This window comes from Streptomyces sp. TSRI0281 (assembly GCF_001905125.1).
Taxonomy (GTDB): Bacteria; Actinomycetota; Actinomycetes; order Streptomycetales; family Streptomycetaceae; genus Streptomyces.
In genome coordinates this window covers 155,526-169,424 of sequence record NZ_LWLE01000004.1, presented here as the reverse complement: position 1 = coordinate 169,424, position 13,899 = coordinate 155,526, and the positions used below count along the sequence as shown (strand labels likewise).

The 13,899-nt window shown below is 70.7% G+C and carries 11 protein-coding genes and 1 pseudogene; 9 read left to right on the top strand and 3 right to left on the bottom strand.

Annotated elements, in window-relative coordinates; translation table 11 throughout:
- Positions 1-9 precede the first annotated feature (9 nt).
- Positions 10-1,080 (top strand): non-homologous end-joining DNA ligase, encoded by a 1,071-nt coding sequence (ligD, locus tag A6A29_RS10720; RefSeq protein WP_241838414.1) that lies wholly within the window; start codon positions 10-12, stop codon positions 1,078-1,080.
- Positions 1,077-1,664, top strand: a pseudogene (locus A6A29_RS10715) (ABC transporter permease); the annotation flags it as partial. The gene ligD and the pseudogene A6A29_RS10715, both read left to right, overlap by 4 nt.
- A 92-nt stretch (positions 1,665-1,756) precedes the next feature.
- Here the strand turns inward: A6A29_RS10715 and A6A29_RS10710 are convergent.
- Together A6A29_RS10710 and A6A29_RS10705 are read right to left on the bottom strand one after the other, a co-directional pair.
- The gene (locus tag A6A29_RS10710; RefSeq protein ID WP_073719793.1) at positions 1,757-3,991 is read right to left on the bottom strand and encodes an OmpL47-type beta-barrel domain-containing protein; all 2,235 of its coding nucleotides are present in this window, start codon (positions 3,989-3,991) and stop codon (positions 1,757-1,759) included.
- Positions 3,988-6,480: a ThuA domain-containing protein gene (locus tag A6A29_RS10705; RefSeq protein ID WP_241838413.1), complete on the bottom strand. Its 2,493-nt coding sequence runs from the start codon at positions 6,478-6,480 to the stop codon at positions 3,988-3,990. The genes A6A29_RS10710 and A6A29_RS10705 overlap by 4 nt, the downstream gene beginning before the upstream one ends.
- Before the next feature lie 230 nt (positions 6,481-6,710).
- Here A6A29_RS10705 and A6A29_RS10700 point away from each other — a divergent pair, with 230 nt between their 5' ends.
- Positions 6,711-7,790 (top strand): multicopper oxidase domain-containing protein, encoded by a 1,080-nt coding sequence (locus A6A29_RS10700; RefSeq protein ID WP_073719792.1) that lies wholly within the window; start codon positions 6,711-6,713, stop codon positions 7,788-7,790.
- Between the two features lie 150 nt (positions 7,791-7,940).
- Here A6A29_RS10700 and A6A29_RS10695 read toward each other — a convergent pair whose 3' ends face one another.
- On the bottom strand, positions 7,941-8,723 hold the full coding sequence (locus A6A29_RS10695; RefSeq protein WP_073719791.1) for an IclR family transcriptional regulator: 783 nt from the start codon (positions 8,721-8,723) through the stop codon (positions 7,941-7,943).
- Positions 8,724-8,921: 198 nt separating this feature from the next.
- Here A6A29_RS10695 and A6A29_RS47780 point away from each other — a divergent pair, with 198 nt between their 5' ends.
- The 6 genes from A6A29_RS47780 (at position 8,922) to A6A29_RS10670 (ending at position 13,894) form a co-directional block, all read left to right on the top strand.
- A complete protein-coding gene (locus A6A29_RS47780; RefSeq protein WP_338012864.1) occupies positions 8,922-9,038 on the top strand; it encodes a putative leader peptide in 117 nt (38 codons plus the stop codon).
- A gap of 277 nt (positions 9,039-9,315) precedes the next feature.
- Positions 9,316-10,338, top strand: a complete 1,023-nt coding sequence (locus tag A6A29_RS10690) for an ABC transporter substrate-binding protein (protein ID WP_073719790.1) — start codon at positions 9,316-9,318, stop codon at positions 10,336-10,338.
- Between the two features lie 21 nt (positions 10,339-10,359).
- The gene (locus tag A6A29_RS10685) at positions 10,360-11,379 is read left to right on the top strand and encodes an NrtA/SsuA/CpmA family ABC transporter substrate-binding protein (RefSeq protein WP_073719789.1); all 1,020 of its coding nucleotides are present in this window, start codon (positions 10,360-10,362) and stop codon (positions 11,377-11,379) included.
- Positions 11,376-12,203, top strand: a complete 828-nt coding sequence (locus A6A29_RS10680) for an ABC transporter permease (RefSeq protein ID WP_073719788.1) — start codon at positions 11,376-11,378, stop codon at positions 12,201-12,203. The genes A6A29_RS10685 and A6A29_RS10680 overlap by 4 nt, the downstream gene beginning before the upstream one ends.
- Positions 12,200-13,006 (top strand): ABC transporter ATP-binding protein, encoded by an 807-nt coding sequence (locus A6A29_RS10675; RefSeq protein ID WP_073719787.1) that lies wholly within the window; start codon positions 12,200-12,202, stop codon positions 13,004-13,006. The genes A6A29_RS10680 and A6A29_RS10675 overlap by 4 nt, the downstream gene beginning before the upstream one ends.
- A complete protein-coding gene (locus A6A29_RS10670; protein ID WP_073719786.1) occupies positions 13,007-13,894 on the top strand; it encodes an ABC transporter substrate-binding protein in 888 nt (295 codons plus the stop codon). It begins immediately after the preceding gene.
- The last annotated feature ends 5 nt before the right edge of the window (positions 13,895-13,899 follow it).

The following is a 13,899-nucleotide window of genomic DNA, read 5'->3' as shown; positions in this document are numbered from 1 at the left end:
GTGGCCGTCATGGGAGCAGCGGTGGAGCTGGACGCGGGCGGACGAGCCGTACGGCTGTCCAACCCGGACAAGGTGTACTTCCCGGAGAAGGGCTACACGAAGAGGGACGTGGCCGAGTACTTCCTGGCCGTGGGTCCCGGAATCACCCGCGCCCTGCGCGACCGGCCGACCACCCTCCAGCGCTTCGTGGACGGCGTCGAGGGGGACTTCTTCTACCAGAAGCGGGCGCCGAAGAACCTCCCCGACTGGATCCCGACCGCCAGGATCGCCTTTCCCAGCGGCCGTCCCGCCGACGAGATCAGCCCCACCGAGCTCGCCGCGGTGATCTGGGCGGCCAACCTCGGCACCCTCACCTTCCACCCCTGGCCGGTACGGAGCGCCGACACCGACCGCCCCGACGAGCTGCGCATCGACCTCGATCCGCAGCCCGGCACGGACTACGCGGACGCCGTGGCCGCCGCCCACGAACTGCGCTCCGTCCTCGACGACCACGGGCTGCGCGGCTGGCCCAAGACCTCCGGCGGCCGTGGCATCCATGTCTTCGTGCCCATCGCCCCGCGGTGGACCTTCACCGAGGTGCGACGGGCGGCCATCGCCGCCGGGCGCGAACTGGAACGGCGCATGCCGAAGCGCGTGACGACCGCGTGGTGGAAGGAGGAGCGCGGCGAGCGGATCTTCGTCGACTTCAACCAGACCGCCCGCGACCGCACGATCGCCTCCGCCTACTCCGTACGGCCCTTCCCGCACGCCCCCGTCTCCGCGCCCCTGCGCTGGGAGGAGGTCGACGACGCCGAGCCCCGCGACTTCGACATCAGGACCCTTCCCGCGCGCTACGCCGAACTCGGCGATGTCCACGCCGACATGGACGAGCACGCGTTCCGGCTCGACGCGCTGCTGGAACTCGCCGACCGGGACGAGAAGGAGCGCGGTCTCGGCGACATGCCCTACCCGCCGGAGTACCCGAAGATGCCCGGCGAACCGAAGCGGGTGCAGCCCAGCCGCGCCCGGCACGACGACGGCGCGGACGGGCGCGGCGACGAGGGCGGTGACGGCGGCGACGGTGACGGCGACGCGGCATGAGGGAACGGAGCGCGGCGCACGGTGCGCACGGGCGGCCGCCGACGCGCCGGGACCGGTGGGAGGCGTTCAAGAAGTCGCCCTATCTGCCCGCGACCGTGCTGCTGTTCATCATCGCGGCCGCGGCCGGACTCTTCGCGGGTTCGTACACGTACGCCATGGCCAACCCCACCCCGCACCGGATTCCGGGCGCCCTGGTGGGTGATGGCCGGGAACCGGGGACCAGGGCGTTCGTCGCCGGGATGGAGAAGGCGCTCGACGCCTCGCTCGACCTGCGTGTCTACGCCACCCCGGCGCGGGCCCGGGAGGCGCTGGAGGAGCAGAAGGTGTTCACGATCGTGCGGCCCCGGGGACGTGGTGTGGCTCTCGACGTGGCCGCGGCCTCCGGAGCCACGGTGGCCCAACTGCTCACCGGGACAGGGGTGAAGGTCGGCGACATCATCGGTGTGCCGGTCACGGTCACGGACGTCAAACCGCTCCAGAAGGGCGATCCGCGCGGTCTCGCCCTCTTCTACATCTCGCTCGCCGCCGTCATCATCGGCTTCGTCGGATCGATCCAGCTGCGCCTGGGCGCTGGTGTCCTGCACGGTGTTCTGGGTGTGGCGGCACCGGCACCCGGGAGGCCGCGACCACATGCCGGAGCATGCGGCCGCGGCCTCCTGAGAGGTGCGTGTGCGGGTTACAGCTCCTTGACCCGGATGTCGCGGTACGAGATGACGTCCGAGGTGCTGTGGACCTGGAGCCCGATGTGGCCGGAGGCGAACCGCCGGCCGTCGGTGCCCGGGTCGTCGCCCCGCGGCGGCTCGAAGAGCTGTCCGCCGTTGTTGTCGAACTCGTTCAGCAGGACACCGTTGCGGTAGACCGAGTAGTGCTGGTCGACCACGCGGATCTCGTAGTCGTTCCAGGTGCCCTTGGGCGTGACCCCGGCGCCGCCGAGACCCACCCGGTCGAAGCCGTAGAGCGAGCCGGTCTTGTACATGTCGCCGTCCGGCCGGTCGTTGATCTGGATCTCATGGCCGTACTTGATGGCGACCCACTCCGGACGGGTCTCCTCCGGGTTGTCGTGGACGTTCGGGAAGCGGACGAACACGCCGCCGTTGGCGTTGCCCGCGCCGGGAGCGTCGTCCCGCCACTGGAGCTTCAGCGAGAAGTCCCCGTAACTCCGGGACGGGAACCACAGCATGCCCATGCCGTCCACCGTCGTGGAGCTGGTGATCGAGCCCTCCTCCTCGTTGAGCGCGAACTGCCCGCCGCCCACCTGCTGCCACTTGGCCAGCGAGGCGGCCGTGCCGTCGAAGAGCTTGGTGTAGCCCTCGGACTGCCCCGGACTGCCGATACCGGACTCCTTGGCCGCGCGGTAGATCTTCTTGTGCTCACGGGTGTCGATCACACCGTCGGTCAGCAGCCGGTCGAGGACCTTGTCCACGTGCTTGAGGAACAGCGCGTGCGAGGACCAGTCCTTCTCGTCCTCGATCAGCTCGTTGATCGTGCAGCGGTTGCGGGTGATCCGGTTGGGCACACCGGTGTCGACGGTGCCCACGATGACGGTGAGCCGTTCGTCGAACTCCGCGCAGTTCGGTGCCGGGACTCCGCCGCTCCGCGCGACGGTGAACGACACCTTCTTCGCCTCGGAGGTGTTGCCCGCCTTGTCCGTGGCCCGGTGGGCGAGCGTGTGGTACCCGACCCGGTCGACGATCACGACAGCGGTGTAGGCGAGATACGGCCCGCCGTCGAGGGAGTACTCGACCTTGTCCACCCCGGAGTCGTCGTCGCTCGCCGTGATCGTGGCCTTGGCGCTGGTGATGAAGGCGCCGTCCGAGTTCTTGTCGCCCGCCACCTTCACCGAGGTCTCCGGCGCGGTCGTGTCCTGCGAGGGCGGCTCGACGACGGTGAAGTCGACGGCCTTCTCGCCGGCCACGTTCCCCGACCGGTCGGTGGCCCGGTAGCGGACCTTGTGCGTTCCCACCTCGTGCACCATCACGGGGGCGGTGTACGGCTGCCAGGCGCCGTCCGCCCCGATGGCGTACTCGATGGTGTTGACACCGGAGCCGGTGTCGGACGCGGTCACGGTGACCGTGGCCATGCCCAGGTACGCGCCCTGGTCGTCCTTCTCGCCCGATACGGTCGCCGAGGTCTCCGGCGGTGTCCTGTCGTCGGTCGGCGGGGCGGCCACGGTGAAGTCGACGGCCTTCTCCGCCGCCGCGTTCCCCGACTTGTCGGTGGCCCGGTAGCGGACCTTGTGGGTGCCGACCTCGTTGACCACGACGGGCGTGGTGTACGGCTGCCAGGCGCCGTCCGCCCCGATGGCGTACTCGACGGTGTCGACGCCGGAGCCCTCGTCGGTCGCCGCCACGGTGACGGTGGCCTGGCCGAGGTACGCGCCGTCGGCGTTCTTGTCGCCGTCGACCTCGGCGGACGTCTCCGGGGCGGTGGTGTCCTCACCGCCACCGCCGTCCGTCACGGTGAGGATGCCCTGCATCGACCCGTGCCCCGGAATGGTGCAGTGGTAGAAGTACCGGCCGGGGGTGAGGTTGACCTCGACGCTGTGCTTGCCGCCCTCGCTGTCGCTGGGGTTGGCGAGGATGTTCAGCTGGACGTCGTTGTTGAACTCGGGGTCCGAGACGCTGAACGTCAGCGTGTGCGGCATTCCGGTCGTGTTTCCGGTCGCCGTGCTGTTCTCGAAGACGATGGTCGCCTTGCCGGCCACCGCCGTCCTGGGTGCCGACAGATAGTGGTCGATGGGGTCGCCCGCGGTCCAGTTGAGGACCTGGCCGGCCGCCGCCGCACGGTCGTCCGTGCGGCCGTACGCCGCCGTCGAGGTCAGCCCGAGGACCATCAGGAACGATCCCAGCAGGGCCACCCACAGCCGGGCGGGACGGTATCGCCGTCGTGCGAGGAGCGAGGGGTGTCTCACTGCGCTGCCGCCTTCCTGGCCAGGTCGGCGGCGGCCGGGGTCGGGCCGCCGCCCTTGTACGTCACACGCCACAGCGCGGACTTGGAGTCGGAGGTGAAGAACCCGCGCCCGTAGTCCAGGACATACAGCGAACCGTCCGGGGCGAACTTCCAGTCCATCAGGTTGCGGATGCCGTCGGCCCCGACCGGGATGATCTTCTTCAGGGACTCGGCGTGGGTGGGCAGACCGCCCTTGCCGACCGTCTTCGGGTCGGTGAGTACGGCGTGCCGCGGCTGGTCGGCGTCGTAGAAGTCACCGACGAACCACTTGCCGTCCCAGTACGCGGGCCACTTGTCGGCGCTCGTGCTCGCGGCGTCGTACCGGTAGACCGGACCGTTCATCGTGGCCTGTCCGCCGCCCTTGAGCCACGGCAGGAGCTGCTTCTGCTCCTCGACCTTGTAGCTCGGGACGCCGTCGGCGTTGCGCGGGTAGTCCACGCCGCCGCCCTGGGGCGAGTACCAGATGGTGTTGGAGGTGACCGGCGGCAGCTTCACCAGACCGTCGTTGTTCGGCGACTCGTTCTTCGGGGCGTCGCAGTCGTACCAGCCGAGCGGCTTGCCCGGGTCGGGCAGATTGCGGTCCCGGTAGGGCTGCTTGTTGCCCATGCAGTACGGCCAGCCGTGGTTGCCGGGCTTGGTGATCGCGGCGAACGTGTCGTACTTGGCCGGACCCCAGGTGGTGCTCGGTTCCCCGGCGTCCGGGCCGACCCAGCCCGCGTACAGCGTGTCGGTCGACTTGTCGATGGAGATCCTGGCCGGGTTGCGCACCCCCATCACATAGATCTCGCCGCGGGTCTTGCCGCCGCCCTCGTCCGGCTCCTTGCCGGTGAAGAGATTGCCCTCGGGCAGCGTGTACGTGCCGTTGTCCTCGGGGTGGATCCGCAGGATCTTCCCGTTGAGGTTGTTGGTGTTGCCCGCGGTGCGGCGGGCGTCGGCGAACGACACGCCCTTGTAGTTCGGCTGGGGGTTGTTGCCGGAGTAACCGTCGCTGAAACCGGAGGAGTTGTTGTCACCGGTCGCGATGTACAGATTGTCCTTGGAGTCCCAGGCCATTCCGCCGCCCGCGTGGCAGCAGCTGTGGATCTGGACCGGCCAGTTCAGCAGCACCTTCTCGGAGGCGAGGTCCAGTGTGGCGGTGGCCGGGTCGAAGGTGAAGCGGGAGACCTGGCGTACCGCCATCTGCCTGTCGCGGTCGATCTTCGCGTGCGGCGTGTAGTGCAGATACACCCAGCCGTTGGACGCGAAGTCCGGGTCCAGCTCGATGCCGAGCAGCCCCTCCTCCACCTTGACCAGCTCGTCGCCGCCGCCCTTGTTGCCGAACACGGTCAGCGCCCCGGCGAGCGTGACCTTCTTGGTCTTCGGGTCGTAGACGTGGATCTCGCCCAGGCCCTTGCCGACGTTCGGGTCCTTCCAGTCCGTGACGACCGGGACGCTGCTGTCGGCGCCGCCGCGGCCGATGTAGAAGACCTTGCCGTCGGCGGCGGTGACCAGGCCGTGCGGCTCGCCGATCTGGTCGTTCTTCCCCGGCTGGTTGGGCTGGGTGAGGCGCTCGGCCTTGTAGTCGGCGTTGATCGTGGCCGTGCAGTCGGCCTGCGAGAGACGGGTGGTCCAGGACAGCGCACCGCGCAGATGGTCACGGAAGTCGGTCTCCGCGAAGCTGTCGACGGTGCCGCCCATCGCGGTGTAGAAGGACCGGCCGCCGTCGTAGTCGCGGCACCAGGAGACCGGGTGGTCCCAGCCGTTGGCGCTCGCGCCGGGCTTGTAGGTGAGCTCGCGGACCCTGGCCACGGTGTGCACATCTCCGGACGGGTTCTTCGTCCAGTTCAGCCACTTGTCGGGGCGCTTCCACTCCAGCGGCAGGTTCTTGGTCGCCGGGTGGCTCCGGTCCCCGATCTCCACCGTCGCGCGCTGCGCGGTGGTGGGGCTGTTCGCGGCCGGACGGGCCCCGACCAGACCGGTGAACCAGTCCGAGTACGGCTCGGTGCGCGCCGCGTCATGGATGCCGAGGAACCCTCCGCCCGCCTCCATGTACGCCTCAAGACCGGCCTCCTGCTCCGGGTCGAGGACATCGCCGCCGCCGGTGAGGAAGACGACGGCGTTGAACGTGCCGAGCCGCTTGGCGTTGGTGAACACCCCGGCGTCGTCCGAGGCGACCGTCTTGAAACGCCCGGCCTCCGGCCCGCTCAGCCCGATCTTCTCGATCGCCGCGATACCGGCGTCCACGGTCGGCGACTCGTCACCCGCCGAGGCGTGGAAGACCAGCACCTTGACATTGGCCCCGCCGGGCGGCGACGGAAGGGACAACGTTGTCGGAAGCCGGTCGGCCGGCTCCGGATAGGGCCTGGCGCTGGCGGCGTTGCCGCCCAGCAAGGACGCGGTCAGTGCGCCGGTCGCCACGGCCGCCGCGAGACCGCGGCGTGTTCTGGACCGGTGATGCGGTGTGCGCTGCATGTGTCACCCACCCCTCTTGGTCACTGCAACTTTTCGGTCACTGCAACAGCGCATGAAGCTAGACCTCTTTTCGTGGCGCGCCAATAGCTATGGCGGGATTCGCACTAACTTTGTCCTGGGTGTGGATAAACGCAGATCCCCCGGCTACGGTATGGGCCGTCCCGGGGATCTCCTGTGCCCGACTGGGCTCTGAGCCTCAGCAATTTCCTTCACGCATTGGGGAGTTCGGCATGGATCGAAGGACCTTCAGCCGGCGGATGCTGGTGGGTGGCGCAGCAGCGGCGGCGACCGGCGTGACATCGTTGTCCCTCGGCGCGGTCGAGGCGAGTTCGGCGGAGAACCCGCCAAGGACCGCACCGGCGGGAGGTGTGGTGCGCCGGCTGAAGATGTACGCCGAGAAGCTGGCGGACGGCTCCCTCGGCTACGGCTTCGAGAAGGGCAAGGCGTCGATTCCGGGGCCGCTCATCGAGATCAACGAGGGCGACACCCTGCACATCGAGTTCGAGAACACCACGGACGTCGACGCCAGCCTCCATGTCCACGGCGTCGACTACGACATCGCCAGTGACGGCACCCGGATGAACAAGAGCCATGTGGAGCCGGGCGGCACCCGTACCTACACCTGGCGCACCCACGCCCCGGGCCGCCGCAAGGACGGCACCTGGCGGCCGGGCAGCGCGGGCTACTGGCACTACCACGACCATGTCGTCGGCACGGACCACGGCACGGGCGGCATCCGCAAGGGGCTCTACGGGCCCCTGGTCGTGCGGCGCCAGGGCGACATCCTGCCGGACAGGACGATCACGATCGTCTTCAACGACATGACGATCAACAACAAGGCGGGCCACGAGAGTCCGAACTTCGAGGCCACGGTGGGCGACCGGGTCGAGGTCGTGATGATCACGCACGGCGAGTACTACCACACGTTCCACATCCACGGTCATCGCTGGGCGGACAACAGAACCGGGCTGCTCACCGGTCCCGACGACCCCAGCCGGGTGGTGGACACCAAGATCTGTGGCCCCGCCGACTCCTTCGGATTCCAGATCATCGCGGGCGAGAACGTGGGCGCGGGCGCCTGGATGTACCACTGCCATGTCCAGAGCCACTCCGACATGGGCATGGCCGGACTGCTGCTGGTCGCCAAGCCCGACGGCACGGTCCCGGGGTACGAACCGCACCACGTGTCGAGCACGAAGAGCCCCACGGCCAAGGCCGACAAGACGGCGAGCGCGGAGAAGCCGGGAGGCGCGGAGAAGGCGGGGAGCGCGGACAAGGCGGCCGGGGCGGGCGGGCAGCACGAACACTGAGCGGAACGCGCCGGGGGGCGATCCTTCCCCCCGGCACCCGCACCTTGGCGACCCTCCGTCCGGCACCCGCCTCCGCACTCCGGCTCGCGTGGTGTGGCCGTGCCCGCGCCCGAGCGCGCCCCCGTGCCCCGGGACCGGGCCCGCACGCGTCTACCGCGCGGGCGGTCGCCGCTCGGCAGGGGACAGCAGCAGCACCTCCAGCGCCCGCGCGCAGGACCGGGCCTGCGTCAGGAGCCAGTCGGTCCGCTCCGGTGTGATCACGCTCGGGGTGGCCCGTACCGCCAGGGCGAACCGCGCGTGACCCGCGCCGTCCAGCACCGGAACCGCCAACGTCCGCACCCCGTACGCCGATTCGCCGTCGTTGAGCGCGTACTCGTCGGCCCGTACGCGCGCCAACTCGGCCCGCAACGCGGCAGGTTCGACGATCGTGCGATCGGTGAACGCGGGCAGCGGGGGCAGTGAGTCGGGGCCGCCCTCGCCGGGGCGCGCCCAGGCCAGCAGTACCTTGCCCAGCGCCGTGGAGTGCAGCGGTCTGCGCAGCCCCACCTTCGGAGTCACCGAACCGCCCGCCACGATCACCGCGTGCGGGCCGCTGCGCAATGCCAGGTCGGTGGTGGCGCCGGTGCGTTCGGCGAGGTCGGCCAGTTCGGGGGCGGCCAGATGCAGCCCGCGCTGGTGGTAGGAGAGCCGGCCCAGTTCGGTGACCGAGGGGCCGAGCCGGTACCGGGACGTGCGCGGGTCCTGCTCCAGAAAGCCCGCGCCCAGCAGCGTACGGGCCAGCCGGTGGGCCGTGGACACCGACAGCTCCAGACGCCGGGCCAGGTCGGAGGCGCTGAGGTCGGGGCCGTTGTCGTGGAAACAGTGCAGGACGTCCAACGCGCGCCGGACCGCCTGGGCTCCGCCCGGAGCGCGCGCTGTCGCGGCCTCGGTCATGTCGGTCTCACTCTCCGCTCGTGGGGTGGGAGGGGTGCCTTCCCTTGCCACATTACGGGAGTTGACCCATGGCTCAACCGGGTCAAGAAACACTCTGTTCATATGTAATCCCACATGATGGGAAGCGAGTTGTCCGGGTGCTCGCATTCGTGGCAGGCTTCAGCCGTCACCACCGACGAGCAGGAACGGAGCAGTGCCATGGCCGGTCGCCACATCGCGGACCACTCCCACGCCACCGCCGCTCCGGTGCCGCTCGCCCTCACGCTGCGCCGTCACATCGATCTGGCGCGCGTCTCCAGCGCAGCCTGTCGCTGACCCTCCGCACGCTCCTCTCCTCCCGCGCCTTCCCGGGCATCCAGGATTTTCAGGACTTCCGGATCTTCCGTCGGCCTGTCGGCGTCGTCGTCGCGGGCCCCGCACCGATCCATGGGTGATCCGGTGATCCGGGGTGCCGGGGTGCCGACAGGCGCCCGCCGCCGCATCGCCGCGATCGCCCCACCGCCTCACCCTCCCGCGCTCACCGCGCCGCTCCCGAGCGGTCCGGTCACGCATGCCCGCGCCCATTTCGCCGACCCGACCGGGATGACACCCCATGCCGCATGCCGCCGTCCTGCCCCAGACACTCTGGTTCACCCGCTGTCCCGTACCCACCGCCACCGGCATCGCCGCCGACCGCGGCTGGCTCACCGACGCGTTCGCCCCCGACGGCATCGAGGTGCGCTCCCTCCAGGACGCCGCCCCCGGTGCCGACCGCGCCGCGCACTTCACCCACGCGCTCCCCGGACTGTTCCGGGAGGGCGGCAACGTGCCCGCCCTGTGGGCGCGTTCGCGGGGAGAGCGGACCCGGCTGATCGGACTCACCTGGATCGAGGAGCGCCAGAGCGTGCTCGTCGCGCCGGGCTCCGGTATCCGGGGCGCCGAGGCCCTGCGCGGACTGCGGCTCGCCGTGCCGAAGCACACCATCGCCATCGACTTCTGGCGGGCCATGGCCCTGCGCGGCTTCGAGGGCGCACTCGCCTCCGCCGGGCTGAGCCAGGAGGACGCCGTACTCGTCGACGTACCCGCCGACGGGCACGAGGGGCAATGGGCGGCCGAACTCGCCGCGCTGCGGCGCGGGGAGGTGGACGCGGTGTACGTGAAGGGCGCCCTCGCCGTCGAGGCGGCCCGGCGCTCCGGCGCGGAGGTCGCCGTCGAACTCGACGAACTGCCCGACCACCGCTTCCGGATCAACAACGGCACCCCCCGCCCCATCACCGTCCACCAGGACCTCCTGGACGAACACCCCGACCTCGTCGACCGCTTCCTCGCCGTCCTGCTCAGGGCCGCCGACTGGGCCGCCGGCCGGCCCGACGAGGTCGCCCGCATCCTCGGCGCCGAGACCGGTGCCGGAGCCGACGGAGTCGCGGGAGCCTACCGCCCCGGAACCCACCTCACCCTGCACCCCGACCTGACACCGCGGCGCCTCGCCCTGCTCGCCGAGCAGGAGTCCGCGCTGTACGCCCACGGCTTCCTGCCCGAACGCGTCGACATCACCGCCTGGGCCGACCCCGGGCCGCTCCGCCGCGCCGCCGCCCTGACCGGCCCGCCCCCCGCCCGACTGCCCGCCGCCCCCTGAGCCTTGAGGACCCCCGCCACCATGAACGTGACCCGACCACTGCGCAACGCCGCACTCCCCGCCCTCCTCACGGCCACCGCGCTGCTCGCGGTCACCGGCTGCGGCACGTCCGAGGCCGACAGCGCCTCCGGCTCCGGCGCGGGGAGCACGGTCTCCGTACGCATCCCCGACCCCGGCAACTCCGGGGTGCTCGCCCTCGGCAAGAAGGACGGCAGCCTCGACAAGGCGCTCGGCAAGGTCGGGGCCAAGGTGGAGTGGACCGGCAGCGCCGGCCCCTTCGCCCCGGCCGCCCAGGCGATGAACGCCGACCAGCTCGACATCGCCACCGGCTCCATCACCTCCGGCATCACCTCGCTCGCCCAGCGCCCCGGCTTCAGGTTCTTCACCGCCGTCGACCCGGACGCGGCGGGCGAGGGCATCCTGGTCCGCAACGGCTCCGGTATCGAGTCCGTCGCCGACCTCGTCGGCCGCAAGGTCGCCGTCAACCAGGGCGGCACCGGCGAATACCTGCTGCTCAAGGCACTCGCCAAGGCGAACATCCCGGCCGACGAGGTGCAGCGCGTCTATCTGCGCCCCGACCAGACCGCCGCCGTCTTCAACGCGGGCAAGGTCGACGCCTGGGCCGTCTGGGCCACCTACGCCGTCGCCGAGATCGGCAGCGGCAAGGCGCACTTCGTCGCCGACGGCGCCGCCATCGGCTCCGACAACTACAGCCTGAACGCGGTCCGTACGGGCTTCGCCGAGCAGCACCCCAAGGTCGTCAAGGCGCTCTACCAGTACCTCCACGACGCCAGCGCCGAGGAGAAGAAGAACCCGGCCGCGTATCTGAACGTCTTCACCGACGTCGGCCCCACCGCCGTCACCGGCAAGGCGGCGGAAGTCCAGACCGGTTTCACCGCCCAGGGCGGCACGGTCGATCCGATCGGCCCCGAGGACATCGCACGCTTCAAGGCCGTCGCCGCGTTCTACGCCGAGCAGAAGGTCACCAGGACCGAGGTCGACGTAGCGGCCCATCTGCTCGACGTCGAGAAGCTGACATGAGCGACACCGCGACCACCTCGCTCGTCACCCCGCGCCCGCAGCTCCGCAAGGCCCGCGGCCGTACCTACGCCCTGACCGTACGGGCACTGGGCCCCGTGGCGCTGCTCGCCCTGTGGTGGACGGCCTCCGCGACCGGAGTCCTGACCGCGGACGTACTGGCCTCGCCCGTCGAAGTCATCCGCGCCGTGGGTGAGTTGTGGGGCAACGGGCAGCTTCCCGACGCCCTCACCACCTCCCTCACCCGCTCCGGTCTCGGCCTGCTCATCGGGCTGGCCGCCGGACTGACGCTCGGCATCACCACCGGATTCACCCGTCTGGGCGACGAGCTCCTCGACTCCTCGCTCCAGACCCTGCGCACCATCCCCTTCCTCTCCCTGGTGCCACTGTTCATGGTCTGGTTCGGCATCAACGAGACCGCCAAGATCCTGCTCATCGCCGTCGCCACCACCTTCCCGATGTACGTCTCGACATCGAGCGGCGTGCGCAACACCGACCCCAAACTCATCGAGGCGATGCGCAGCTTCGGCATGAGCCGCCTCGGCATCGTCCGCGAGGTCGTCCTGCCCGGCGCACTGCCGTCCCTGCTCGCCGGACTGCGCCTGTCGATGACCCTCAGCGTCATCGCGCTCATCGCCGCCGAGGAGATCAACGCCACCGCGGGCATCGGCTATCTGATGTCGCAGGCCCAGAGCTACGCCCGCACCGACATCCTCGCCGTCTGCATCCTGGTCTACGGCCTGCTGGGCCTGGGCGCCGACATCGCCGTACGGCTGCTGGAGCGCGTCCTGATGCCGTGGCGTACCCCGCAGGGAGCCTCCCGATGACCGGCCACGGAACGACGACGCCCGCCGTACGGGTACGGGGGCTGCGCCGCGTCTTCGGCACCCGCGCCGTACTCGACGATCTGCAACTGGACATCGCAAAGGGTGAGTTCGTCGCCCTGCTCGGCGCGAGCGGCAGCGGGAAGACCACCCTGCTGCGCATCCTGGGGGCACTGGACGGTGCCGACGGGGGAGAGGTCCTGGTACCCGAGGCCCGCACCGTCGTCTTCCAGGAACCCCGCCTCGTACCGTCCAAGAAGGTCCTCGCCAATGTGACCGTCGCCCTGCCGCGAAGCCGCTTCGACGACGGCATCCGGGCACTGGCGGAAGTCGGCCTGGAACGGCACGCACAGGCATGGCCCGCCACCCTCTCCGGCGGTGAGGCCCAGCGCGTCGCCCTCGCCCGCGCCCTGGTCCGTGAGCCCGAACTGCTCCTGCTGGACGAGCCGTTCGCCGCGCTGGACGCGCTGACCCGGCTGAAGATGCAGGACCTGGTCGATGAACTGTGCCGGAAGCACCGCCCCGCCGTCCTCCTCGTCACCCACGACGTGGACGAAGCGGTACGGCTCGCCGACCGGGTCGCCGTCCTGCGGGACGGGCGGCTCGTCACGGACGAGCCGGTCACCGTCGACCGGCCGCGCGAACCCGGAGACCCGGCGTTCGTCGCCCTGCGCCGCCGTCTGCTCCAGGACCTCGGGGTTCACACGCCCCCACCCCCCGCCCCCGCCACGCCCTCCGCCCAGCCCGCCGCGCCTGCCACCGTCCCCGCGCCGGCTCCCGAACGTACCGAAATCGGAGTGATCTGAATGACCATCACCATCGGCGTCCACAGCAGCAATCCGTCTCTCTACTACCTGTACCACCTCACCCGGCTCGGCTTCGCCCAGGAGGAGCTGGCCCCGCTCGGCGAGAGCGTCGTCCTCCACCCGTACACGAACGGCGTCCGCACCGGCGAACTGCTCACCCGGGGCGTCATCGACTTCGGCGGCACCGGTTCGACCCCGCCCGTCACCGCCCAGGCCGCGGGCCACGACCTCGTCTACACCGCCGTCTCCGCCCCGCGCCCGGAGCACGGCGCCCTGCTGGTGCCCGTGGACAGCCCGGTCCGTACCGTCGCCGACCTCAAGGGCACGGTCGTCCATCTGGCGATCGGCTCCTGGCAGACCCACCTCATCGCCAAGGCACTCCACGACGCCGGGCTCTCGTACGCCGACGACATCACCGCCGTACGGGGCACCGAGGACAGCGAACAGCTCCTGCGCACCGGTGAGATCGCCGCCTGGGTCGCCCAGGGCGCCCAGCTCGCCGCCGCCCGGCGCACCGGCGGACTGCGCACCCTCGTGCCCACCGCCGACGTCATCACCGACCGCTCCGTGTTCTTCACCCGGCGCGAACTCGCCGAGGAGCGGCCCGAGGTCATCGAGGCGCTGACCCGCGCCCTCCGCCACGCCGACGCATGGGTCGCCGCACACCCGCGCCGGGCGGCCGAGATCGCCGCGGCGGACCTGGGCGGGAGCGCCGACGACTGGGAGAGCGCACTGCGCTCCCTGCCCTGGCTGATCGAGACGGTGAGCGAGGAGTTCCTCGCCGAGCAGCAGGAGGCCGCCGACATCTTCCACCGCACCGGCTTCATCGAACGGCCCGTCATCGTGGCCGCCGCCGTCGCCCGCCCCTCCGCGCCGAAGGCGGCCTGAGCGCT